Source organism: Baekduia sp. (assembly GCF_035318805.1).
In the GTDB taxonomy this organism is placed as follows: Bacteria; Actinomycetota; Thermoleophilia; order Solirubrobacterales; family Solirubrobacteraceae; genus Baekduia.
Genome location: NZ_DATHDY010000051.1, coordinates 20,442 through 44,150, shown reverse-complemented (window position 1 = coordinate 44,150; position 23,709 = coordinate 20,442). Strand labels below are relative to the sequence as shown.

Genomic DNA, 23,709 nt, shown 5'->3' with positions numbered 1-23,709 from the left:
GGCCAGGTTCCCTTGCGGGTCTTCGCCCAGGGGGCGAAACCCGCGGCGGGTTAGGGACCCATCTAGCGGAGCCCTGCGGCACCGGGCGCCCCGAGCGGGCGCCCGGTCGCCGCCGCAGGTCCGAGCGGAGGGGGAGGGATTCGAACCCTCGGTACGACGAAGCCGTACAACGGTTTTCGAGACCGCCCCGTTCAACCACTCCGGCACCCCTCCAGGGCACGAGCAGCGCAGAGCCTAGCGGCGCGCCCTGAAGAAGGACCGCAGCAGCTCGGCGGCCTCGTCGGCCAGGACGCCGCCCACGACCTCGGGCCGGTGGTTGAGGCGCGGCTCGGCCAGGACGTCCAGGACGCTGCCCGCCGCGCCCGCCTTCGGGTCGCTCGTCGCGTAGACGACGCGCGGCACCCGCGCGAGGACGATCGCGCCGGCGCACATCGTGCACGGCTCCAGCGTCACGTACAGCGTGCTGTCGAGCACGCGCCAGGAGCCCAGCGCCGCGGCGGCCTCGCGCAGCGCGAGCACCTCGGCGTGCGCGGTCGGGTCCTCCAGCAGCTCGCGCTCGTTGCGCCCCCGGCCGACGACCTCGCCGCCGTGGACGACCACCGCGCCGATCGGCACATCGCCGTGGGCGACCGCCGCCCGCGCCTCGTCCAGCGCCGCCCGCATCCACCGCTCGTCGACCGAGGAGTCCATCGAGCCGTCATGATGGAGGAACTTCCGCCCTTCGCGGGGGTTCCTCCAGAGACCCCGTGCCCTCCGCCCTGCCCGACCGCCTTCCCCTGCGCGCCCTCGCCGGGGCTCTCGTCGCCACCGCCGCCCTCGCCCTCCCGGCCGGCGCGCACGCCGCCACGACGAAGCCGGGCGAGGTCGTCGTGGGCTACCAGCCCACCAGCGCGCACGCTGCGAGCGCCGGTGACACCACCCCCGCGCCCGAGGTCCTGCACGTGCGCGACGTCGCCGCCACGCTCCGCCGGCTCCGCACGCGCAGCGACGTCCGCTACGCGGTCCGCAACGTCGTCGCCCACACGGCGGAGGCCTACGTGCCCAACGACCCCGGGCGCGGCACGGCGGCCGGCGACTGGCAGAGACTTCAGTGGAACTTCACCGGCCCGGCCAGCGTCAACGCGCCCGACGCCTGGGGCAACCTCATCGCCGCCGGGCACCCCGGCGCCGCCGGGGTCACCGTCGCGGTGCTCGACACCGGCATCGCCTACCGCCGCTTCAGCAAGACCCCGGCGTCGCCGGACCTCGCCGGCACGAAGTTCGTCGCCGGGCACGACTTCATCGGCGACGACCCGTACGCCAACGATCGCAACGGCCACGGCACGCATGTGGCGTCGACGATCGCCGAGACCACCAACAACGGCACCGGCCTGACCGGCCTGGCCTACGGCGCGCGGATCATGCCGGTCAAGGTCCTCAACGACAGCGGCGAGGGCGACGCGCTGGTCATCGCCGAGGGTGTGCGCTTCGCCGCCGCGCACGGGGCCAAGGTCATCAACCTGAGCCTGGAGTTCGACGCCGACGTCGGGTGGCGCGAGATCCCGCAGCTGCTGGACGCGATCCGCGAGGCGCGCAGCCGCGGTGCGGTGGTCGTCGCGGCCTCGGGCAACGAGGCGAGCACCTCGGTCGCCTACCCGGCGCGCAACACCAACGTCATCTCAGTCGGCTCGACCACCGAGCACGGCTGCCTGTCGCGCTTCTCCAACCAGGGCACCGGTCTGGACCTCGTCGCGCCCGGCGGTGGCCCCGACGCCGAGCTGACCGACCCTGGCTGCCAGCCCGCCGGCCCCTCCGGCCGCGACATCGACCAGGTGACGCTCGTCGGCAACACCCACACGGCGTTCGGCATCTCCACGGGCTATGAGGGGACGTCGATGGCGGTCCCGCACGTCTCGGCCACCGCGGCGCTCGTGATCGCCAGCGGCGTCCTCGGGGCGAACCCGTCGGCCGACGCGGTCGAGCGCCGCCTGCAGAAGACCGCCCGCGACCTCGGCGCGCCCGGCTACGACCACCGCTACGGCTACGGGCTGATCGACGCGGCTGCGGCGACGAGCCCCACCGTCCCGGTCACCTGATGCCGACGGACCTGCACTGCCACGTGCTGCCGGACGTCGACGACGGCCCCGCCACGCTCGACGACTCGGTCGATCTGGCCCGGGCGCTCGTGGCCGGCGGGATCGACCGCGTGATCGCCACGCCCCACGTCAACGTGCAGATGCCGACGAGCTCGCAGACGATGCACGAGCGCGTGGCGCTCGTCCGCGACGCGTTGCGCGACCACGACATCCCGCTCCTCGTGGAGCCGGGAGCCGAGGTGGCCGCCGCGCAGCTGCCCGAGCTCGACCGCGACGAGCTGCGCGCGCTCTCGCTCGGCGGGGCGGGCTGGATCCTGCTCGAGCCGCCACTCGCGGCCGAGTTCCCGATCGAGCGCGCCGCGCAGGAGCTCCTCGACGAGGGCTTCGGCGTGGTGCTCGCCCACCCCGAGCGCTGCGCGCTGTTCCAGCGCGACCCGCGACGGGTGCGCACGCTCGTCGAGGCCGGTGCGCGGGTCCAGGTGACCTCCAGCGCCCTGACGGGCGCCTTCGGGCGCCGGGCGCGCAGCCTGGCGTTCGACCTCGTGCGCGGCGGCCTGGTGCACAACGCGGCGTCCGACGCGCACAACGCCGTGCGCCGCCCGCCGACGCTGCTGGCCGACCTGGAGTCGGCGGGCCTGGCCAAGCACGCCGAGGCGTGGTGCGAGACGCTCCCCCAGGCGGTGCTCGCCCGAGGGATCTAGGCGAAGCCTCGCCCCAGGGGGCTCGTTTCGCTGCGGGTACTCGCCCAGGGGGCGAAACCCGCGGCGGGTTAGGGACCCGGGCTCCTAGCCGCCCGCTCAGCTGCGCTTGGCGTGGTAGAGCCTGCCGTCCCACTGGCGCGTGATCGTCGCCGTGAGTCGACTGCTCCCCAGCGCCGCCGGCACCTTGACCGAGAAGCGGTTGAAGCGGTCCGCGCGCAGGACCGCCCGGAAGCGCAGCGTTCCGGCGACCTTGACCCGCAAGGTGTAGATGTCGATCCCCGGCGCCGAGCCGACCGCGCGGACGACGCCGCCGGTCCGGCGCAGCCGCAGGACCGGCGCGCGGTACTTGCCGCTCTTGCGCGCGGCCGCGCGGCTCAGCACGGCGTAGGACGGCTTGCGCTTGCGGCTGCGGTCCAGCGCGCCGAACTGGTAGGCCGTCGACTCGTCGTGCAGCGCGTAGACCACCGCGGCCGCCAGCCACCGTGTGTTGACCGTGGCGGCGAAGACGTCGGTGAGGTTCTGGGCCTGCACCTTGCGGGTGACGCAGGGGTGGTCGGCCAGCTGCGTCGGCTTGCCGTTCACGCCCGCGCAGCTGGTGTAGCCGAACTCGGTCAGCCACAACGGCGTGGTGTCGCCGTGGGCGAGCTGGACCTGACGCGTGCGGTTGAGCGCGTAGAGCGGCAGGTCGTAGAACTGGACCGACAGGCCGTCGTAGCTGCCCTTCATCCCCGCGTCGTAGAGCGCCGTGAGCCAGCGGCCGTCGGCGCCCACGAACGAGCCGGCGAGCACCGGCAGGGTCGGCGCGACCGCCTTGACGGCGGGATACACGGCCTTGGCGAAGCGCACGTAGCGCCGGACCTTGTCGCCGCCGGCCCAGTACTTCTGGTTGCTCTGGTCGGGCTCGTTCCAGAGCTGGAACGCGGCCAGCCGCGGGCCGTAGCGCTGAGCCAGGAAGGTGGAGACGGGCACGGCGCTGGCGGCCTCGGCGGGCGCGTAGCGCCAGACCTCGGAGCGGTTGGCGTCGACGCCCTTGCAGCCCTGGCGCACGTCGTCGGGCGCCGAGGACGCCCAGCACGGAGTGCGGTCGATGTAGAGGATCGGCCTGATCCCGTGCTTGGCCGCCGTGTCGACGTAGGCGTCGATCAGCGCGACGACGGCGGGATCGCGCTCGCCCTGGACGTGCGGCTCGAGGGCGGCCCAGGAGACCTCGAAGCGGGCGACCTGGCCGTGGAGCTTGGCCATGGAATCGACCTCGCGCTTGATGGCCGAGATCGACTCCGAGGCCGAGAGGACGCCGCCGTCCTGCGTGCCGACCAGCGGCGCGGCGCCGGCCGACGCCGGCGCGAGCGTGGCGAGCACGAGGCCGGCGAGCAGTGCGAGAGGTGCCCGCACGCTCAGCCGCCTCTTCCTGAACGGTCCGTCGAGGAGGAGCACGGCGCTCACTATGGCGCACCCGACTCCGGTTCGTCGCCTTACGGCGCGATGACGCGCATCTGGTTCCACGGGATCGTCTTCATCGACGTGTCGGTCACACCGACGGGGGTCCAGATGTCGGACGGCCCGCCCGTGGACGCGCGGCCGATCGAGGCCTCGCCACGGATGGCCAGCGAGCCGGAGGAGTCGACGAGGTAGGCGCCGTAGTCCTTCAGCGCCTGGGCGACGATCTTCTGCGGACGCGCCAGCTTGCTGATGTCGGCGCTCGGGTCCAGCTGGATGTGCGTGCCCATCGGCATCGCGTTGACGTCGCTCTGGCGACCGTCGCCGTGGACGGCCGGCGCGACGAAGGTGTTGCGGACGTACGGCGAGGTGAAGACGAGCGCGTGATCGACGCGCCCGGCCTTGATCTCCTCGGGGCGGACGACGCCCGCCGCGAGCGCGAAGCCGGCGGCGTTGCCGGCCAGCGCGCCGGCGATGCCGGACCCGGACGCCGACGACGTGGCGCGAGCGCCCGCCAGCCAGGAACCGTCGCCCTGCTGCTCGGCGACCCACATGTCGAGCTCGCGGTCGCCGTCGAGCACCACGAGGTGATGGTCGCTGCCCGTGGTGGGCGCGGCGCCGTCGGGGATGCGCACCGCCGGCTGGTCGATGTCGGCGCCGTAGCCCCAGCTGAACACGCCGACGCTGCGGAGCGGATCCGAGGACTTGGCCGAGACGATGGGGATGCCCCAATCGTCGGAGTTGGCGAAGTTCGCGGTGTTGAGGTAGGGCAGCAGCGACTTGCTCACCATCGCGGCCGAGTTGGGCGCGACCTTCGGCGAGGCGGAGACCTTCGTGTTGAACGGGCTCGAGGCGCTGTAGAGCCGCACGGCGGCTCCGACCGTAGCCGCGGAGGCGTCGGTCGCCGGAGCGGGCGCCGCGGGGGTGCTCGTCGCCGCCGCGTCGGTCACCGGCGCCACCGGCGTCGCGGCCGGGGTCGCGGGGACGTTGGCGATCGGCGTCGGGTCGGTCGTGGCCACCGTGCCGGAGCCGGTGCTCGGCGACGACGCCGACGGCTTCGCCGGGGCCTTGACCGCCGGCTTCTTGGTCGCCTTCTTGGCGCGCGCGAGGCGCGCCCGCTCGTCCTTGCAGACCTTCTTGGTGGCCTTGGACTTCACGCGGGCGGCGGTGGCGCACACCTTGGCGACGAGGCGCTCCTGCTTGGCACGGGACGTGGTCGAATTGGCGGCCTGCGCAGACCCGGAGGTGAGCGCGACGAGGGCCGTCGCGCCGAGCAGCGCGACGAGGGCGAGCAGCGCGAAGCGCGCTCGCCGAGCGTGGGGAACGAACATGGGGGCCTTTCGGTGGCCGGGCTGCCTCAGAGAGGTCCCTGGCTTTGCGACCCCGCCTCGCGGCGGGTGTGCCGTTGTCGATTGCGCCACCCGGCGGCAGCGGGCGACTCACAGGTCACGACCCTGATCGGTGTTTCGGGGCGATCCGGCCTGTCGATCGCCGATTTCTCAACATTTGTTCGATGCGGCCGAAGGGGATGTCCGGAAGCTGACACCACTTTCTGGGCATTCATGGACGTCCGCCCTGCTGCCGATCATCCGGGTCGTGCGGCTCGCCGCCTACTCAGATGACCCGTACGTGCGCGCCCGTGGGCGGGTTGCTGCCGTGATGCCGTTCGCGCTCTTCCTGGGCGGGCTGCGCCAGAGCGTCGACGGCCTCGTGCTGCTCGGCCGGGTGGATCCGGACGCGGCCGCCGGGGCCATTGCGAGCGCCGTCGACCTGCCCGAGACCGTCGAGTTCGCCGAGTTGCCCTGGTGGGAGGACCTGTCGCGGCCGGTCGGGATGCTCCGTGCGCTGCCGGGCTCGCTGCGGACCTTCTGGCGCGTCGCCGGCGAGGTGGACGCCGTCCTGCTCTTCGGCCCCTCGCCCATGGGCCTGGCCTTTGCGGCGATCACCCGCCTGCGTCGCCGCCGGCTGGCCCTCGGCGTGCGCATGGACTACGTGAGCTACATCGCCCACCGCCATCCCGGGCGCCGGAGCCTGGCCGGGATCGCCGGCGCGCTGGACGGCGCGTGGCGCCTGGTCTCGCGCACGGCCCCGACCGTGGTCGTGGGCGCCGGGCTGGCGCAGCGCTACCGGCGCGCGCACCGGCTGCTGGAGGTGTGGGTGTCGCTGGTCAGCGACGCCGACGTCGCCGCGCCCGCGCGCGGCGCGCCCGGCGCCGACGGACCCGTCCGCGTCCTCACGGTCGGGCGCGTCGACACCGAGAAGAACCCGCTCCTGCTCGCCGACGTGCTGGCCGACCTGCGCGCCGGCGGAGAGGACTGGACGATCACCGTCTGCGGAGACGGCCCGCTGCTGGAGGCGCTCCGCGACCGGGCCGCCCGGCTCGGCGTCGCGGACCACCTGGACCTGCGCGGCTTCGTCGCACCGTCTGCTGGACTGGGCGAGTTGTACCGTGACGCGGACATGTTCCTGCACGTCTCGTGGACCGAGGGGATGCCTCAGGTCCTCGTCGAGGCGTGGGCGAGCGGATTGCCGGTCGTCGCGACGGACGTGGGCGGCGTTCCCGCCGCCGTCGGAGCCGACGGAGGGCTGCTGGTGGCGCCCGGCGACGCTCGGGCGGCCGCCGACGCGCTGCGCCGCGTCGCGACCGACGAGGCGCTGCGCGCGCGGCTGCGCGCGGGCAGCCTCGACCGTGCCCGACAGCACACGCTGGAGCGCGAGACCGCGCGCATCACGACGTTCCTCGCCGCTGACGACGCCAAGGCGCCGGCGTAGCCGTGTCCGCTCCCCTTCTCGCCCGCCGTGCGCGGCCCGGTGTCCTGCGGGCGCCGGCGATCGACCTCGCCAGCCCGTGGCTGTGGGTCGTGATCGCCGCGGCCGTCGGGGCGCTCCTGGGACCGGCAGCCGGCGTCGGCGGCGTGAGCGCCGGCGTGGGCGTGGCGCTGCTGCCGCTCGGCGCGATGCTGCTCATGCGTCCCGACTGGCTGCCGGCCGCGCTGCTGGTCACCGTCTTCGCCGAGGCGTACTCCATCGGCGGCGTGAGCATCTCGCGCGTGGCGGGACCGCTGGCGCTCGGCCTGCTGCTCCTGCAGATCCGCCACCGCAGCCCGGCGAGCTTCGCCGGACTCGACAAGAAGCTCGCGATCGGCATCGTCGCCTACAGCCTGTGGGCCGTCGCCAGCTCCCTGTGGACCGTCGACTTCAACACGACGCTGAGCTCCGGAACCCCGTTCACCGTGCTGGCGCTGACGCTGTCGGCGATCTACCTCGTGATCATCTCCGCGCTCGTCCGCACCGAGCGCCAGATCTACGCCGTCCTGGTCACCGTCTGGCTGCTCTCGGCGGTGATGGGCCTCGTCGCGATCGGGGAGTTCCTCGGCGGTCAGGGCCGCGCCGTCGGCGTGAGCGGCGACGCCAACTTCTTCGCCTCGCTGCAGATCGTCGCCATCCCGATCGGCGCGGTGCTGGCCTCCCACGTGCGCACCGGTGTCCAGCGCGCCGTCGTCCTGGCGGGCGTGGGCATCGCCGTCGGGTCCGTCTTCGTCTCGCTCTCGCGCGGCGGCATCCTCGCGCTCGCCGCGCTGACGCTCATGCTCGTGTTCCAGCCGGCGCAGGCGTTCTTCCGCACCCGCGCCCGCAAGCGCCTCTTCATCGCGGCGATGCTCCTCGGCGGAGCGCTCCTGCTCACCGCCTCCTACAGCGCGCTGTCGGCGCGGACCTCCTCGCTCTTCAACACGGCCGACGGCGGCTCGGGCCGGCAGAACCTGTGGCTCGCCGCCGAGACCGGCTACCGGCAGCATCCGTGGCTCGGCCTCGGGTACGGCGGCTTCCAGAGCCAGGCCAACGACCTGATGCGCATGACGCCGGGCGTCGACTTCAGCGCGTACCGGCTGCGGCCGGGCGGTCAACCCGTGCACAACGCGTACCTGGAGTCCCTCGTGGAGCTCGGGCCGCTCGGCCTCCTGCTCTTCGTCTCCATGCTGGTCCTGTCGCTCCGCGCGCTGCGGCGCGCGCGCCGTACCGCCGAGGAGCGAGGCTCCCCGCTGCTGGTCGGCGTCGCCCGGGCGCTTCGCGTGTCCCTGATCGGCTTCGCGCTGACCTCCGTCCTGCTCTCCACCGAGACCGACCGGACCCTCTGGGTCCTCATGGGTCTGGCTCTCACCCTGCCGCGCATCGCCGCGACGACCCCCGCGCCTGGGAGGCGCATCGCATGAACGACGCAGTCGACACCGGTTCTTCCCGCACCACCCTGCAGACCTACGTACGCGTCCTGCGACGCCAGTGGTGGGTCCCGGCGATCACGACCGTGGTCGCCATGCTGGCGGCGACGGCCTACACGCAGACGGCCACGCCGCAGTACTCGGCGTCCACCAAGATCGTCGTCGGCCAGAGCCGCGCGCTCTTCGGCGCCGACGCCTCCGGCGCCGTGCAGCCGTTCACGCAGACCATGACCGACCTGCTGCAGAGCGACGTGGTCGCGCGGGAGACGATCAAGGAGCGCAACCTCGACATCACGCCCCAGGCGCTGCTCTCCCGCCTGAAGGTCACGAGCAACCCCGACACGTCGGTGCTGCAGGTCAGCTTCGAGGACCCCGACGCCGACCGCGCGGCGCAGACGCTGTCGACCATCGCCAACACGTTCGTCAGGCTCGTCGATCAGCAGCAGGCCGGGCGGACCGACGCGGCCGGTGCGACGACGACCACGCCGCCGAACACGTCGGGCTCGTCGGCGCCGGTCAGCGCCACCGTCTTCGATCCGGCCCACCCGGATCCGGACCAGGTGTCGCCCCACGTCAAGCGGACGCTGGTGCTCGCGCTCCTGCTCGGCCTCGTCACGGGCGTCCTGCTCGCGTTCCTGCGCGACGTGCTCTCGGGCCGGATCCGCAGCGAGGAGGAGGCGGCCGAGGCGTTCGGCGCGACCGTCCTCGCCCCGTTGCCGCCCGCGGTGCTGGGCACCAAGCCGAGCCAGGTCGCGTTCCTGCCCAAGGCGCTCGCCGGCCAGGTGGCCGAGTCGGTGCAGCTGCTCGCCGCGTCGCTGCGGTTCTCCGGCGCGAGCAAGGAGAGCGGCGTCATCGTGGTCACCAGCGCCCGTCCGCAGGACGGCAAGAGCACGGTCGTGGCGCACATCAGCGCCGCGCTCGCGCGCACCGGCGGCTGGGTCGTGGCGGTCGAGGCCGACATGTACCGGCCGACGCTGCATCGCCTGCTCGACATCGAGCCGGCCGGCCCCGGGCTGACCGACGTGCTCAGCGGCGACCGCCGCGTCGAGGACATCCTGGTCGACGTGCCCGTCGGCCAGCTGGCGGGCGTCGGCGCGGGCGCGGGCGGCGCCGACGACCATCAGACGCGACTGCAGCTGCTGCCGGCGGGCACGCCGCATCCGCTGCCGGCCGAGCTGCTGTCGCTCGGCACGACCGGCGAGCTGATCGCGCATCTGCGCAGCGCCGCCGACTACGTCGTCGTCGACACGCCGCCGATGCTGCTCTCGGGTGACTCGTTCCCGCTGCTGCAGGTCGCCGATCAGGTCATCGTGGTCTGCCGTGAGGGCGAGACGTCGCGCGACGAGGCCCAGTCGGTGCGTGCGCGGCTCTCGAGCCTCGGCATCAAGAACTACAGCGTGGTGCTGACGAACTCGTCTCAGGCACAGCAGCGCGCGTACGGCTATTCCTACGCCGACTGATCGGCTGCGCGTGTCCGTCGTGATCCCGACCCACGAGCGTCGCGCGCAGCTCGACGCCGTGCTGGACGAGATCTTGGCGAACACCGCACCCGCAGAGGTCGTCGTGGTCGACGACGGGTCGACCGACGGGACCGACGCGATGCTCCGCCGGCGCGCCGAGGCGGAGCCGCGGCTGCGCGCGGTCGTCCAGGAGAACGCCGGCGCGATGAGCGCGCGGCTGGCCGGCGCGCGCGCGGCGACCGGCGACGTCGTGCTGCTGCTCGACGACGACGTCGTCCCGGAGCCCGGGATCGCCGAGCGCCACGCACGCCACCACGAGGCCGGCGACGGGCTCGTCGTCGTCGGCTACATGCCGGTCGCGCCGGCGACCGGCGACGCGGACTCCTACCCGCGCGACATCTACGCGCGCACGTACGAGCAGCACTGCCGCGGTTGGGAGGCCGAGCCCGACCGCGTGCTGCACACCATGTGGGCCGGCCATGCGTCGCTGCGCCGCGATGCGCTGCTCGCGCTCGAGCCGCGCCTGCGCGACGGCGGCGGCGGCTACCACGAGGACCTGGCGTTCGGCCTCATCTGCGCCGACGCCGGCCTTCACGGCACCTTCGACCGCGCGCTGCGCAGCCGCCACCTCTACGCGCGCAGCCCTGCCGCGTGGCGCCGGGACGCCGCCAGCTCCGGGCGCGGCATGGCCGAGATCCACGCCGGCCACGCCGCGGCGCTCGGACCCTTCGACCCGGCCGCCGTCGAGCGCGGCCTCCCGGCCCCGGCGGCCTGGCTGGTGCGCCGCTCGCGCCGCAGCCCCTGGCCCCGGCGCGCCCTCCTGCTCGCGATCCAGATCCTCGGCGCGGCGCGCGTGCTGCGCGTGCAGCGGTTCGCCGCCGGGCTGCTGTGGCGCATCGACCACCGCGAGGCCGCGATCCGGCGGACCGCCGAGCTGCCGCTCCCGGACCAGACCTCATGAGAGAACCCATCGTCCTCTGCTACCACGCCGTCAGCGAGTCCTGGAGAAGCGACATGACGGTGACGCCGCGGCGGCTCGAGCAGCACGTGCGCGGGCTGCTGCGGCTCGGGTACCGGCCGGCGACGTTCTCCGACGCCGTCCTCGCGCCGACCGACGACCAGACGTTCGTGGTGACGTTCGACGACGCGTTCACCTCGGTGCGCGATCTCGCCCTGCCGATCCTCGAGCCGCTCGGGGTTCCCGCGACGCTGTTCGTCCCCACCGCCTGGGTCGAGCCCGACCGGGGCCGTGCGCTGTGGGACTGCATGGAGCGGTTCGTCGAGGCCGGGTGCGAGCAGGAGCTCGACCTCCTGCCGTGGGACGAGATCCGGGCGCTCGGCGAGCGCGGCTGGGAGATCGGCGCCCACACGATCGAGCACCCGCGGCTGACGCGGCTCGACGACGCGCAGCTCGACGCCGAGCTGCAGGGGTCGCGGGCGGCGGTCGAGCGCGAGACGGGACGGGCGTGCCGGTCGATGGCCTATCCGTACGGCGACGTGGACGGGCGGGTCGTGTCGGCCGCTCGGCGCGCCGGCTACGAGGCCGCGGCCGCGCTGCCGCCCGCCTACCCCGGCCCCGACAAGACCCCGTCGACGCCGCTGAACTGGCGGCGCATCAACGTCTCGCCCATCGACAACGTCGGTCGCTTCGCGCTCAAGGTGGCGTTGAACGTGGCGCCGTGGACGCGACCGTCGCCGGCGCAGCCCGACGCCCCGACGGCGTCGCCGGCCCCGGTGACGCCGGTCGCCACGCCGTCGCCGCGGGCCGCGGTGATCATCCCGTGCTTCAACGACGGCGTGCTCGCCAAGGAGGCGGTCGCGTCGGCGCTCGCCGGCGAGCCCGTGGAAGTCGTCGTCGTCGACGACTGCTCGACCGACCCCGCCACCGCCGTTGCGCTGGACGAGCTGCGCGGTGAGGGCATCACCGTGATCCGCCACGAGCACAACCAGGGCCTCTCGGCCTCGCGGCGCACGGGGCTGGCGAACACGACCGCCCCGTACGTCTTCCCCCTGGACTCCGACGACCTGCTCGTGGAGGGCGCGATCACCCGCCTCGCCGACCGGCTGGACGCGGTCCCCGAGGCGGTCGCCAGCTGGGGCGACGTGGTCGAGTTCGGCGACCGCGACCGCCGGTCGACGCTCCCGCTGCGGCTGGAGGGCTTCCGCGTCGCCTACCGCAACGACTACCCCGTGTGCTCGCTGTTTCGCCGTGACGCGCTGGAGGCGGTCGGCGCGTGGCGAGACGTCGGCGGGATGGTCGGCTACGAGGACTGGGACCTCTGGATGACCTTCGCCGAGCGCTGGGACGTCGCGCTGCACGCCGGGCACGGCGTCCTCGCGGTGCGTCGCCGCCTGCACGGGCCGCGCATGCTCGGCGACTCGGTCGGCCGCCACCGCAGGCTGTACGCCGAGCTCAAGCGCACGCACCCGCGGCTGTTCGCCGAGATCCGCCGGCACCGGCGCGCCTCCTCGCTGCGACCGAGCAAGCGGCTCGCCTATCCGATCGTCTTCGGCGCCCGTCCTCCGATGGGCATCCGCAACACGTTCTGGGCCGTGTCTGGCGCCGTGCGCGCCAGGCTCCGGCGCTGAGGGAGCGGGCGCGCATGGAGGAGAAGGCGGTCCGCGGCGTCTCGTGGACGTTCCTGGGGCTCGCGGTCAGCAAGACCGTCACGACGCTGACCACGCTCATCCTGGCGCGGCTCGTCGACCCGGCCGACTTCGGCCTGATGGCGATCGGCCTGATCGTCGTCAACTTCCTGTTCTGGTTCGGAGGGATCAGCTTCGGGGCGACGCTCGTCGTCCACCAGGAGCTCGACCGCCGCCAGCAGGGCACGGTGCTCACGCTGGCGCTGCTGGGCACCGTCGCCGCGACCGCGGTGTCGGCGGGGCTCGCGCCCGTCGCCGCGTCGGTCATGCACGAGCCGGAGCTGACCGGCGTCCTGCTGGCGCTGTCGGTCGCCGTGCTCATCGGCGGCCCCGCGTCGTTCTACGAGTCGCTGATGCAGAGCCAGCTGGAGTTCCGGCGGCGCTTCGCGGCGCTGGCGGTGCAGACCGCGTCGTTCGCCGCGGTCGCGATCCCCCTGGCCGCGCTCGGCGCCGGCGTCTGGAGCCTCGTGGTGGGCCAGCTCGTCTCCATGGGGCTGTTCGCGATCGTGCTGGTCGCGCTGGCGCCCTACCGGGTCGCGCCGTCGTGGGACCGGGAGGTCGCCCGCACGGTCTTCGGGACCGGCCGTGGGTTCTTCACGCAGGGCGTGACGGTGTTCATCCGCCAGAACGTGGACACCGTGGCGGTCGGCCGCTCCTTCGGTGCCACGGCGATCGGCTACTACTCCATGGCCTTCCGCTTCGGCGACCTGACGTACTCGGCGATCGCCGACCCGATCGCGCGCGTGACGTTCCCGGCCTTCGCGCGCAGTCGCGCCGCCGACGACGACGTGCGCCCGGCCTTCCTCACCGTGATCCGGATCGTGGCCCTGGCGACCGTGCCGTTCGGCGTCCTGCTCAGCGCGGCCGGTGCGCCGTTCACGGCGCTGTTCTTCGGGCCCGACTGGGCGCCGATGGCGGGGGTCCTGGCCGTCGTCGGGCTCTGGGCCGCGGTGCGGCCGGTGGAGTCGACGCTGAGCTGGCTGTTGAACTCGCTGGGCCGCGCGGGCGCCGTCGGCTGGGTGTCGGTCGTCGTGCTCGTGCCGCTGATCGTGGGGCTCGTGGTCGCCGTCCAGTCGCGCGACCTGCGTCTGGTCGCGTGCGTGCCGCTGGCCGACACGCTGATCTCGTTCTCGATCCTCACCGTGCTCGTGCAGCGGCACGCCGCCGTGTCGCCGCGGGACCTGTGGTCGGCCCTGCGCGGCGTCGCGCTGTGCGGGGCGGTCGACTGGGCGGTCACGCGCGTCGTGGCCGACGCGCTGGCCGGCCAGGGCGCGTTCGTCGCGCTGGCGCTGGCGCTCGCCGCCGGGCTCGGCGCGTTCCTGGTGGGGTTGGTCGTGGTCGACCGCGAGCTGCTGGCCACGGCCGTGCGCCAGGTGGCGCGGGTGGCCGGCCGCGGGGCGCCGGCGGCTACCCGCTGAGTGGATCGCGCGCGCGCTGGAGGTCGCGCTCGATCGCGGCGTCGAGGAGCGCGTGCGCACGACGCTGCAGCGCGACGGGCTGGAACGTGTGGACGTCGCGGAACTCGGTGAGCTCGTCGATGCGCAGGTTCGGCCACCGCTCGGAGCGGGCCGCGAGCCGGCCGGTGCGAGCGAGCTCCTCGTGGACGGGCTCGCCGCCGGTGAACAGGAGGTAGGGCTCCTTGCCCGCGTCGCGCAGGCGGTCCAGGAGCGCGTCGACCGGGTCGGCGGAGGGCGCGGGCGCCGCCCCGCCGATCCTGGCCCGGGCCTGCAGCATCAGGGCGCGGGCGATCTCCACCCCACGGCTCAGCGGGATGTCCCCGCGCAGGACCCGGCGGTAGGTCGAGGCGCGGGTGAGGTAGCCGACCTTGCGGCTGTCGCGCTCGGTGACCAGCGCGGTGTCCCACACGAGCGCCCGGGCGTTCAGCGCGTAGGTCGTGTCGACGCGTGCGTCGCCGGCGGCGGCGTGCAGCGCCCAGTACGCGCCGGAGCAGAGCCCGACCGGGGCGAAGCGCGGCGTCTCCACGTGCTCCTGCAGATCGTCGAGGATCGTGCTGAGCTGCTCGACGAAGCCGTCCTCGTAATAGCGCGCGTCCTGGCCCCGCATGCTCTCGGTCCCTTCGGCCTCCCCGATGCCGGCGAGGTCGAGGCGGACCGACGGCACGCCGCGCGCCGCCCAGCGACGGGCGAGCTCCACCCACATGCGGTTCGGGCCGATGCGCCGGACCGAGCCGGCGTTGAGGAGGACGAGCATGAACGGCGGCGGGCCGCCGGCGGGTGGCACGGCCGGCTCGGCGAGCACGCCGTCGGCGCCGTCGAGATGCAGCGGCCGTTCGCGCACGGCCCCGCCGTCGAAGAGCGCAGCGGGCGCGGCGGCGGGCGCCACGGCGTCGGCGCGCGGGCCCGCGGGCCCGGCCGGCGCAGCGTCCAGCCAGGCGTCGATCTCGGGGATGGACGCCCACGGCGCGCGCGAGCGCCCCGGCTCGTCGAGCATGTCGCCCCACCCGTCGCCGACGGCCGTGGTGACCTCGGCGCCGGTGGCCCGTGCGGCGTCGGTCAGGTGCGCGTCGGGCGCCGAGGCGTCGCGCCCGAGGAGGAGCACGCGCCGGCCGCCGGCCGCTGCGGGCAGCGGCAGCTCAGCGGTGTCGACCGCTCCGAGCGCGGCGATCGTCTCGGGTGCGAGGACCCACCCGCCGGCGGTCATGGCGCCGGCGTCGTCGGCCGGCAGCTCCCGCCCCGGATTGAGCTCCTGGAGCTTGGAGCGCTCGAGGCGCGAGAAGGCCTTGATCTCGCGCACCACCGCCTTGCCGCGCCCCGGGGCGCCCCACAGGACGAGGTCGTCGACCGGCGCGCCGCCGGCTGCCGCGCGCCATCCAAGCAGGCCCCCGAGCCCCAGCCCGACGAGCGTGATCCGCGTCCGGGGGCCGGTCTCGGCGGCCAGCCAGCGGGCGGCCACGTCGATCGCCGCAGTCCACGCCTCCACGCGCCCCGGATCCGACGGCGTGCCGTCGCTGTCGCCTCCGCCGGGGAGGTCGAGGCGCGCGACGGGGATCCCCCGCTGCGCGAGATGTCGCGCCCACGCCCATCGAGGACGGTAGGAGCAGACCTCGTCCCAGCCGAACGGCGGCACGAGCAGGACGGCCCGATCCGTGATCGGGCTGCCGGGGCCGGCCGCGTCGAAGCGCGTGAAGATGGACGCGCCGGCCGCCTGGAGGTAGAACGCGCGGGCCGGCGTCGGGGCAGCCACGGCCGCTAGGTCGTCCGGACGATCAGGACACTGCAGGGGGCGTGGTGGCTGACCTTGTTGGGCACCGAGCCGAGCAGGAAGCGCTTGGCGCCCGTCATGCCCTTGTTGCCGACGACGATGAGGTCGGCGCCCTGCTCCTCGGCGACGTCGAGGATCGCGTCGGCGGGATCGCCCTGCCGCGCGAACGACTGCACCTCGACGCCCTGCGCCTCGGCGTCCTCCGCGGCGGTCGTGAGCGTCGCGTCGACGTCCTCGCGGGGGTTGACCATCCACTGCAGGTCGGCCGGCACCTGCGTCGACTCCTCCCGCAGGCGCGCTCCCGACACCGGGCCGAACGCGGACACGATCAGCAGCCGCGAGCGCAGTGACACCGCGAGCTCGATCGCGTGTGCGACGGCCGTCCCCGCGGTCTCGGAGCCGTCGGTGCCCACCACGATCGTCCCGAACATGGACAGGATTCTAGGTGCCGCCGCTCATACGAGCTTGATCGTCGCGATGACGATGCTCGCGATCACGCACAACACGATGATGGCCTGCATCCAGATCCAGAAGGGGGACACACCCGCATCCTAGGCGGCGGGCGCGATGCCCCCCGCGCCGCGCTTGCGCCAAGATGCGGCCCGTGAGGGTCCTTCTCATCGCCGCGCGCGATCCCGGCGGACGGCGGGCGGGGCGAAAGCAGGTGCTGGCGACCGCCGTCGCCTCGATGCGGACGCTCGGGCACGAGGTGCACGTCCTCGCGTTCGCCAAGGAGCTCGACGAGCGGCGGCCCGACGTCTTCACCGGCGTCCCGATCGTGCGACACCCGCCGCCCGGCCTGGCCCGGGTGGCCCTGAGCGCCGCGACCCGCTTCACCACCGGCCGCGCGTCGCTCAACGAGTGCCTCTACGACGCACCGGACACCCGCGCCGCGGCGCGGTCCTACGTCGCCGAGCATGGGATCGACGTGGTCGTCGCCGACACGGTCCGCACGGTCGCGATCGCGACGGGCACCGGCGCGCCGGTCGTCGCCGACCTCGACGACCTGCTGTCTGACCGCTACGCGCAGCTGCTGCGGCGCGGCTCCGGCGGCGCCAACGTGCTCGGCTACTACGCGGAGTCGCTGCCCGGGCCGCTGCGGCCGCCGGCGGGGGCGGTCGCCCGGCGCGTGCTGGGCCTCGAGGCGCGCGTGCTGCGCCGGCGCGAGGCGCTGGTCGCTCGCTCGGTGGCCGCCGTGTCGCTGGTCGGCGCACCCGAGGCCGCCGAGCTGCAGCGCCGCGCCGGCGTCCCGGTCGACTGCCTTCCGATGTCGGTCCCGATCCCGACCGAGCCCGCCGACGTCGCCGCGCAGCCGTGCGCGTCGGCCCTGTTCGTGGGCGGCCTGGACTACCACCCCAACTTCGAGGCCGTCGCATGGTTCGCCGACGCGGTCCTCCCCGTGGCCCGCGCCGCGCTGCCCGACTTCGAGCTCCACGTGGTCGGTCACTGCCCAGCCGACGTCGCAGCGGAGCTCGGGGGCCACGACCGCCCCGGCCTCGTCCTGCGCGGCTACGTGGACGATCTCGCCGCCGAGCAGCGCGCCCATCGCGCGTTCGTCGCACCCATCCGCTCCGGCACGGGCGTGAAGACCAAGGTCGTCGAGGCGATGGCGGCCGGCCTGCCGGTCGTCAGCACGCGCCTGGGGATCGACGGGACCGGTGCGGTCGACGGCGAGCACTGCCTCCTCGGCGACACGCCCCAGGCGCTCGTCGCCGGACTGGTCCGCCTCGCGCAGGACGCCGCCGAGGCGGCCCGCATCGGGGCCGCGGCCCGCTCGCTGGCGATCGCCGGCTTCGCGCCCGACGTGCTGGCGGCGCGCTGGGAGCGGACGCTCGCCCGCGCGACGCACGGCGCGGGAGCGCCGGACGCTACTCAGCCGACCTGAAGACGGCCAGCGCCGTCAGCGCCAGGATCTTGGCGTCCAGGCCGAGCGACCAGTGCTCGATGTAGTAGTTGTCCCACTCGACGCGGTCGGTCAGGGACGTCTGGCCGCGAAGGCCGTGGACCTGCGCCCAGCCGGTCACGCCGGACTTGACCCGGTGCCGGTCGCCGTAGCGCCGGATGTCGCTCTCGAAGAGGTCGACGAACTCCGGGCGCTCGGGCCGCGGCCCGACGAGGCTCATCTCCCCGCGCAGGACGTTGAAGAACTGCGGCAGCTCGTCGAGCGACGTGCGGCGCAGCAGCCGGCCGATGAGCGTCCGGCGGTCGGCGCCCTCGACCCCGCCGGGCGCGCTGCCCCGGCCGGGCCGGAAGCGGTGGTCGGCCGGAGCGGTCATGCGCATGGAGCGGAACTTGTAGAGGTCGAAGACCGTGCCGTCGCGCCCGACGCGGCGCTGCCGGAACACGATCGGCCCCGGCGAGCTCACGCGCACCGCGAGCGCGATGGCCGCCATGAGCGGCGAGAAGATGAGGATGAGCAGCGCCGCGGCAAGACGGTCGATGACGTGCTTGATCGCGAACTGCCAGCCCTTGGGGTTCACGCTGCGCAGGCCGACCAGCGGCGTGCCGCCCAGCGGCTCGTAGGTCGCGCGATGGTTGAGCGACTCGAACAGCCGCGGGACGAGCGAGACCTCCAGCCGCAGCGCCTCGCAGCGGCGGACGAGCTCGACCAGCCGCTCGTCGGGCTCGGAGGAGAACGCGATCACGACATGCTCGGCGCCCGTCAGCTGGGCGATCCAGTCGAGGTCGTCCGGCGTGCCGAGGACCGGGACGCCAGGGAGGTCCTCCATCGCAAGCGGGTTGGCATCGAGGAAGCCGACCGGCGCGAGTCCGTACTCGGGCTGCGCTTCCAGGCGCCGCGCCAGGCGCGTGCCGACGGCGCCCGCGCCGACGATGAGCGTCGGCCGGCCGTCGAGGCCGCGTTCGCGGGCGACACGCTGGACGCCGAGCAGGGTCGCGCGCGCGCCGCCGACCGTGACCATCGCGGCCGCCCACAGGTGCGCGGTGACGGACGGCTCGAACTGCGACTCCACGAGGTAGGCCTCGACCACCACGACCGCCATCGCGGCGATCGAGATCGCGCCGGCGATCGGCACGACGCCATCGAGGATGGTGGGGCGCAGACGCCGTTCGTACATGCCGCGCACCAGCAGCAGCAGCATCACGAGCGGCGGGAACAGCAGCATCGGCCAGCCGTCGCCGAAGCTGACGGGCTCGTTGGGCCAGCGCAGCGCCAGCACGAGGGCGAGGACGAGGCCGACCACATCCAGGGCGGGCCGGACGGCGCCCGACTCCAGCAGCCGGCGCAGGATGGCCGCGTCGCGAGCGGGCGCCAGCAGCGGGGCGGGCGCGGGCGCGGCGGGCACGCCGGTGACCGGCGCGTGCAGCGGCACGGCCTCGGCGGCCTGGGAGGTGAGCTCGACGCGATTCACAGCGGTTTCCGACTACTCCTGGATGTCGGCGTCAAGGTGCCGACACTTGAGGACTCGCGGCATCGTCGTCGGCCCCGACCGACAGCCGCCGCAGGCCGACGGCGGTCCCGGCGAGCGCGGCCAGCCCGAGGAGGCCCAGCGGCACGTCGCCGCCCGAGAGCGGCAGCCCGCCGGCGTCACTCGCGCGCGACGGGTAGGCGCGCGCGATCGGTGCGCCGGGCGCCGCCGGGCGATCGGACGAGGTGCTTCCCTTGCCCGGGGCCGCCGAGCTCGACGAGCGGTGCGCCGGCGTCTTCGCGGAGGTCCGGGTCGCCGGGGCCGCTGCCGAAGGCTGGGCCGTCGGCGCCGCCAGGCTCTGGTCGGAGGCGTCGCTGTCACCCGCTGCCGAGGACGAGCCGCCTCCACCGACCGTCGTCGAGCCGAGCACGACCTGCTCACCGCCGCCCGGGCCGCCGTAGCCGCTCAGCAGCGGATCGGCGGCGTGACTGCTGGCGGGGAGCAGCATCACGGCGCCGCACATGAGCATCACGAGTCGAGCCATCAACCTGGACCGAGCGAGCCTGCCTAGGCAGCCGCCGCGGTGTACGAGGGCAATCCGTGCCAATTCCTGCTCCAACCTGATCGCATCCGCCTGTCGTCCTGCTGACCATCCCCCGAACGGCCTACCCGGGGAGTCGAACGTAGCACCAAAGCCCTGACTTTTGCACAGGCACAGGATCTGATCGGGAACGCTCAAGGGGCTGAGAAGCGCTGGCCCGCGCTGAGGATCCGCCGGTTCAGCGCGGTGATGTCGACCACCCCGCCCTGGCGCACCACGTGACGCGCCTCGCGTGCGGTGGCGTCGCGGGGCGCGAGGGCCACGGCGCGGTCCAGGAGGGCTCCCGCGCTCCGATCACCCTGGACCGACGCGATGGCCCCGAGCTCGAGCGTCGCGTACTGGCCTCGCGGGTTGCGCTCCAGCGCACGCGTGAACGCGGCGCGCGCCCGCTCCAGATCGCCGTAGCGCAGCGCGATCGAGCCGGCGACGAGCGCCGGGCGGTCGGAGAACGGGTCGAGGTCGGCGGCGCGGTCCAGACGGGCGTAGGACTCGAACGGCCGGGTCGCGAAGATGGCGCCCGCGCGCTCCACGTCGCGCTCGGCCAGCCACGGGCCCGCGACGGCGAGCGCGCCGAGCAGCAGCGCGACGGCGACCGGCGCGGCGACTCGTGCCGGAACGCGGCGGGCGCCGACCCTCGCCGGCGCCGCGGCGGGCTCCCGCCGAGGCGCCAGCGCGCAGGCCAGGCCCAGCAGCGCGAACGCGGGCGCGCCGAGCCCGGCCCACTCCCAGAACCAGTCGGTCATGCCGTGCACGACCCAGTACGCGAAGCCGATCGTCGCGCCCCCGGCGACCGCCACGGCCAGCGGGTCCGGCCGGCGCATGGCCCGAGCAGCGGCCAGCACCGCGAAGGCGAGCGCGCCGAGGAGCAGCAGCGCCCCCACCAGCCCGGTCTGGGCCAGCGTGCGCAGCGCGAGGTTGTGCGGGTAGGCCGGCGTCTCGGGGCTGTCGCCCCGCACGAGGTAGTCCTCGAAGAAGTTGTCGGCCCCGACGCCGGTGATCGGATGGTCGCGGAAGACGTCCAGCGACACCCTGTAGAAGTCGTAGCGGTTGGACCCGAGCCCTCCGACGAGGCGGTTGTTCGACGCGTTGTTGTCCTCGTAGCCGCCCTTGAAGGAATGCCACCCGTCCTTGAGCGGCTGCACCGGTCCGCCGGCGACCACCAGCCCGCCGATCCCCAGCACGACGGCGCCGGCGACGACCGCGATCGCCCACCCCCGCCGGAGCGCTCGGGCGGTGGCGGGCGCCAGCGGGCGCCGGCGCTCCAGCGCCGCGGCGGCCGCGACCACGACGCCCGCCAGCACCGCGGCCAGCAGGCCCGTGCGCAGCGCCGCATGGGTCGCGCCGGCGATCCGGCCCGCGTCGGTGCCGCCGATCACGTCGCCCACGTCCAGGATCGCCGGCACGGCGGCGCCCGCCGCCAGCGCGATCGGCACGAGCACGGCGACGTGCCGCAGCCGGCCCGGCACGAACGCCACGAACAGCACCGCGCAGATCGGCATCGCGAGGACCGATCCCCGGCTCTGGCTCAGCAGCGCGACGTCGAGCAGGACGACGGCGCCCGCCGCGAGCAGGCCGCGAACCGGCCACGGCACGCGCACCGAGGCCGCCAGCGTGATCGCCGGCCACAGTGGCATGAGCCACAGCGCGGCGGCCGCGTTGGCGTAGCCGGCCGGCCAGATGAGGCGGCCCTCGAGGAAGAGCCGCCCGGGATCGGCGACCGTCCCCACGCGCACGAGCGTGATCGTCGCGAAGACGATCATCCCGAGCGTCCAGGCGCCGAGCACGACCGCGGCCGTGTCGGGCCGCTGCGGCCACAGCGCGAACAGCGCGAAGACGGCGAGGTAGAGCAGGGTGCGGTCGGCGCCCTCGAGCGCAGCGCCCTGGTCGTCGGCCCACGCGATCGACAGGAAGCTCCATGCGGTGAACGCCGTCAGCAGCAGCGTGGCGATCTTCACCGGCGCCGGCACCTCCGCCCCGCGCCCCGGCACGGCGGCGACCGCGAGGCCGAGCAGCGCCAGCACCGCGACCATCCCGGGTGCCCACCGCGTGATCGGCTGCCCGCCGTCGAACGGGACCCACGCGAGGAAGATGGCGACCGCGAGGAGAACCGGCACCGTGACCGGTGCGGCGCGCAGCCGGGCGGCCATGCCTACCCCTTGAGCTTCTGGTTGATCGCCTGGATGGTCGCGTCGAGCTGCGTGCCGGTGCGCGCGACCGCCGTCCGCAGGCGCCCCTGCGCCGCGAGGATCGCCTGCGGGTCGTCGCCACCCAACTGGCCGCGGGCGGTGCGCAGCGCGGTGCCGTAGCCGGCGACCTGGGCGATGAAGCGCCCGTGCAGCGCGGCGAACCCGCTGGGCGGATCGACGGCCTTCAGGTCGGCGACGGCCGTGCGCACCGCGCCCTCGTAAGCGGTCAGCGTCTTCTGGTCCTGCTTGGCGCTGCTCGTCGGCGTGATGCGCGACTGCAGGGCGCGGAACCGCTCGGCGAGCCCGGTCTGGGCGTGGTTGAGGGCCTTCACGTAGTCACCGTTGTCCTGCTTGGACCCGCAGCCGGCGGCCGCAGTGACGAGGAGGAGGGCGAGCAGGAGAGCCGCTCGGGCACGCATACGGTCAGCGACCTTAGCGGTCGAACCCACGGAACCGACCGGCGACGAGCCGGCCCCCGAACGCCCTAACGTCTGGGGCCGTATGGCTCGGCTCCCAGACGGCGAACGCCCGCCCGCCGACGGCACGCTGCCGGCGGCGGCCCTCGACGGCCTCGGCACGCGGCCGTTCGGCGTGTACGTGCATGTGCCCTACTGCGCGAGCATCTGCGGGTACTGCGACTACAACACCTACATCCCGGGCGCGGGCGCCTCGCCCCTGGGCTACGTGAAGGCCGTGACGGCCGAGCTGGCGCTGGCGCGCCGCGTGCTGGGCGAGGCGACGCCGCCGGCCGAGACGGTATTCGTCGGTGGCGGCACGCCGACGCTGCTGCCCGCGGCCGACCTCGCGCGGCTGCTCGACGCGATCCGCGAGCACGTGGGGCTGACGGCCGACGCCGAGATCACCAGCGAGGCCAACCCCGAGTCGGTCGACCCGGCCGCGCTCGCCGTGTTGCGCGAGGCGGGCTTCACCCGGATCTCGCTGGGCATGCAGAGCGCCGCGCCACACGTGCTCGACGTGCTGGAGCGCCACCACACGCCCGGGCGGGCGATCGCCGCGGCGCACGAGGCGCGGGCGGCGGGCTTCGAGCACGTCAGCGTCGACCTCATCTACGGCACGCCGGGCGAGCGCGCCGAGGACTGGGACCGGTCGCTTGACGCGGCGCTCGAGGCCGAGCCCGACCATGTCAGTGCCTATGCCTTGATCGTCGAGCCCGGGACGCGCCTGGCCGCGCAGGTGCGTCGAGGCGAGCTGCCCGCGCCCGACGACGACGTGCTCGCCGGGCGCTACGAGGTCGCCGCCGACCGCCTCGGCGGCGCGGGCCTGGAGTGGTACGAGATGGCCAACTGGGCGCGCGACCCCGCGGCGCAGTGCCGCCACAACCTCGGCTACTGGCGCGGCGGCGACTGGTGGGGCGCCGGGCCGGGCGCCCACAGCCACGTCGGCGGCGTGCGCTGGTGGAACGCGCTGCACCCGACGCGCTGGACGGCGGCGCTGGCCGAGGGGCGCTCTCCCGCCGCGGGACGCGAGACCCCCGATGCGGACGCCGCGCGCCTGGAGCACGTGATGCTGGCGGTGCGCCTGGCCGAGGGGCTGGAGCTCGACCGCCTTCCCGCGCGCGCACGCGCGGCGGCGGCGCAGGCGGCCGCCGACGGCCTGATCGAGCCGGGCCCGCTGGTCCACGGGCGGGCGGTGCTCACGCTGCGGGGCCGGCTGCTGGCCGATCACGTGACGCTGCAGCTGGCGGCGTAGGGGAACGCTGGCCCAGAGGGCCAGGTTCCCTTGCGGGTGTTCGCCCAGAGGGCGAAACCCGCGGAGCGTTGGCGACCCACCGGCGT

20 protein-coding genes, 1 tRNA gene and 1 riboswitch are annotated in these 23,709 nt (G+C 74.5%); of the genes, 11 read left to right on the top strand and 10 right to left on the bottom strand.

Going from position 1 to position 23,709, the window contains the following annotated elements; all coding sequences use genetic code 11:
• Window positions 1-125: 125 nt before the first annotated feature.
• Both VK501_RS12145 and tadA read right to left on the bottom strand, forming a co-directional pair.
• Window positions 126-213, bottom strand: a tRNA-Ser gene (locus VK501_RS12145).
• 21 nt (window positions 214-234) lie between these two features.
• Window positions 235-690 (bottom strand): tRNA adenosine(34) deaminase TadA, encoded by a 456-nt coding sequence (tadA, locus tag VK501_RS12140; protein ID WP_324337681.1) that lies wholly within the window; start codon window positions 688-690, stop codon window positions 235-237.
• A gap of 56 nt (window positions 691-746) precedes the next feature.
• Here tadA and VK501_RS12135 point away from each other — a divergent pair, with 56 nt between their 5' ends.
• On the top strand, window positions 747-2,075 hold the full coding sequence (locus VK501_RS12135; RefSeq protein WP_324337680.1) for a S8 family serine peptidase: 1,329 nt from the start codon (window positions 747-749) through the stop codon (window positions 2,073-2,075).
• Window positions 2,075-2,776, top strand: a complete 702-nt coding sequence (locus tag VK501_RS12130; RefSeq protein WP_324337679.1) for a tyrosine-protein phosphatase — start codon at window positions 2,075-2,077, stop codon at window positions 2,774-2,776. Before VK501_RS12135 ends, VK501_RS12130 begins: the two co-directional genes overlap by 1 nt.
• A gap of 96 nt (window positions 2,777-2,872) precedes the next feature.
• On the opposite strand, the gene VK501_RS12125 is transcribed toward VK501_RS12130, so the two are convergent.
• Together VK501_RS12125 and VK501_RS12120 are read right to left on the bottom strand one after the other, a co-directional pair.
• Window positions 2,873-4,168 carry a hypothetical protein gene (locus VK501_RS12125; RefSeq protein ID WP_324337678.1) on the bottom strand — a complete coding sequence of 432 codons (1,296 nt, stop codon included), beginning with the start codon at window positions 4,166-4,168 and terminating at the stop codon, window positions 2,873-2,875.
• An 80-nt stretch (window positions 4,169-4,248) separates the two neighbouring features.
• Window positions 4,249-5,544, bottom strand: coding sequence for a hypothetical protein (locus VK501_RS12120; protein WP_324337677.1), 1,296 nt, complete (start codon window positions 5,542-5,544; stop codon window positions 4,249-4,251).
• An 8-nt stretch (window positions 5,545-5,552) separates the two neighbouring features.
• Window positions 5,553-5,627: riboswitch (cyclic di-GMP riboswitch) on the bottom strand.
• Between the two features lie 182 nt (window positions 5,628-5,809).
• Here VK501_RS12120 and VK501_RS12115 point away from each other — a divergent pair.
• Genes VK501_RS12115 through VK501_RS12090 form a run of 6 tightly spaced genes read left to right on the top strand, consistent with a single transcriptional unit; the run spans window position 5,810 to window position 13,954 of the window.
• A complete protein-coding gene (locus VK501_RS12115) occupies window positions 5,810-6,985 on the top strand; it encodes a glycosyltransferase family 4 protein (protein ID WP_324337676.1) in 1,176 nt (391 codons plus the stop codon).
• A gap of 2 nt (window positions 6,986-6,987) precedes the next feature.
• On the top strand, window positions 6,988-8,424 hold the full coding sequence (locus tag VK501_RS12110) for an O-antigen ligase family protein (protein ID WP_324337675.1): 1,437 nt from the start codon (window positions 6,988-6,990) through the stop codon (window positions 8,422-8,424).
• On the top strand, window positions 8,421-9,890 hold the full coding sequence (locus VK501_RS12105; RefSeq protein ID WP_324337674.1) for a Wzz/FepE/Etk N-terminal domain-containing protein: 1,470 nt from the start codon (window positions 8,421-8,423) through the stop codon (window positions 9,888-9,890). The genes VK501_RS12110 and VK501_RS12105 overlap by 4 nt, the downstream gene beginning before the upstream one ends.
• A 10-nt stretch (window positions 9,891-9,900) precedes the next feature.
• The gene (locus tag VK501_RS12100) at window positions 9,901-10,851 is read left to right on the top strand and encodes a glycosyltransferase (protein WP_324337673.1); all 951 of its coding nucleotides are present in this window, start codon (window positions 9,901-9,903) and stop codon (window positions 10,849-10,851) included.
• Complete coding sequence (locus tag VK501_RS12095) at window positions 10,848-12,479, top strand: polysaccharide deacetylase family protein (RefSeq protein ID WP_324337672.1); 1,632 nt, start codon at window positions 10,848-10,850, stop codon at window positions 12,477-12,479. Before VK501_RS12100 ends, VK501_RS12095 begins: the two co-directional genes overlap by 4 nt.
• A 14-nt stretch (window positions 12,480-12,493) precedes the next feature.
• On the top strand, window positions 12,494-13,954 hold the full coding sequence (locus tag VK501_RS12090) for an oligosaccharide flippase family protein (RefSeq protein ID WP_324337671.1): 1,461 nt from the start codon (window positions 12,494-12,496) through the stop codon (window positions 13,952-13,954).
• Here VK501_RS12090 and VK501_RS12085 read toward each other — a convergent pair.
• Window positions 13,944-15,740: a hypothetical protein gene (locus VK501_RS12085; protein ID WP_324337670.1), complete on the bottom strand. Its 1,797-nt coding sequence runs from the start codon at window positions 15,738-15,740 to the stop codon at window positions 13,944-13,946. The two genes, VK501_RS12090 and VK501_RS12085, sit on opposite strands and share 11 nt — an antisense overlap.
• Window positions 15,741-15,745: 5 nt before the next feature.
• Window positions 15,746-16,189 (bottom strand): universal stress protein, encoded by a 444-nt coding sequence (locus VK501_RS12080; RefSeq protein ID WP_324337669.1) that lies wholly within the window; start codon window positions 16,187-16,189, stop codon window positions 15,746-15,748.
• Here VK501_RS12080 and VK501_RS12075 point away from each other — a divergent pair.
• Both VK501_RS12075 and VK501_RS12070 read left to right on the top strand, forming a co-directional pair.
• Window positions 16,188-16,313, top strand: a complete 126-nt coding sequence (locus VK501_RS12075) for a hypothetical protein (protein WP_324337668.1) — start codon at window positions 16,188-16,190, stop codon at window positions 16,311-16,313. The two genes, VK501_RS12080 and VK501_RS12075, sit on opposite strands and share 2 nt — an antisense overlap.
• Before the next feature lie 49 nt (window positions 16,314-16,362).
• A complete protein-coding gene (locus VK501_RS12070; RefSeq protein WP_324337667.1) occupies window positions 16,363-17,643 on the top strand; it encodes a glycosyltransferase in 1,281 nt (426 codons plus the stop codon).
• On the opposite strand, the gene VK501_RS12065 is transcribed toward VK501_RS12070, so the two are convergent.
• The 4 genes from VK501_RS12065 to VK501_RS12050 all read right to left on the bottom strand — a co-directional run bounded on the left by VK501_RS12065 (window position 17,627) and on the right by VK501_RS12050 (window position 22,332).
• Window positions 17,627-19,129 carry an exopolysaccharide biosynthesis polyprenyl glycosylphosphotransferase gene (locus tag VK501_RS12065; RefSeq protein WP_324337666.1) on the bottom strand — a complete coding sequence of 501 codons (1,503 nt, stop codon included), beginning with the start codon at window positions 19,127-19,129 and terminating at the stop codon, window positions 17,627-17,629. The genes VK501_RS12070 and VK501_RS12065 overlap by 17 nt on opposite strands.
• 31 nt (window positions 19,130-19,160) lie before the next feature.
• Window positions 19,161-19,670: a hypothetical protein gene (locus VK501_RS12060; protein WP_324337665.1), complete on the bottom strand. Its 510-nt coding sequence runs from the start codon at window positions 19,668-19,670 to the stop codon at window positions 19,161-19,163.
• 191 nt (window positions 19,671-19,861) lie between these two features.
• Complete coding sequence (locus VK501_RS12055) at window positions 19,862-21,874, bottom strand: O-antigen ligase family protein (protein ID WP_324337664.1); 2,013 nt, start codon at window positions 21,872-21,874, stop codon at window positions 19,862-19,864.
• Window positions 21,875-21,876: 2 nt separating this feature from the next.
• Entirely contained in the window at window positions 21,877-22,332 is a 456-nt protein-coding gene (locus VK501_RS12050; protein WP_324337663.1) for a hypothetical protein, read from the bottom strand.
• A gap of 82 nt (window positions 22,333-22,414) precedes the next feature.
• Between VK501_RS12050 and hemW the strand changes: the two genes are divergently transcribed.
• Window positions 22,415-23,623 (top strand): radical SAM family heme chaperone HemW, encoded by a 1,209-nt coding sequence (gene hemW, locus VK501_RS12045; RefSeq protein ID WP_324337662.1) that lies wholly within the window; start codon window positions 22,415-22,417, stop codon window positions 23,621-23,623.
• The last annotated feature ends 86 nt before the right edge of the window (window positions 23,624-23,709 follow it).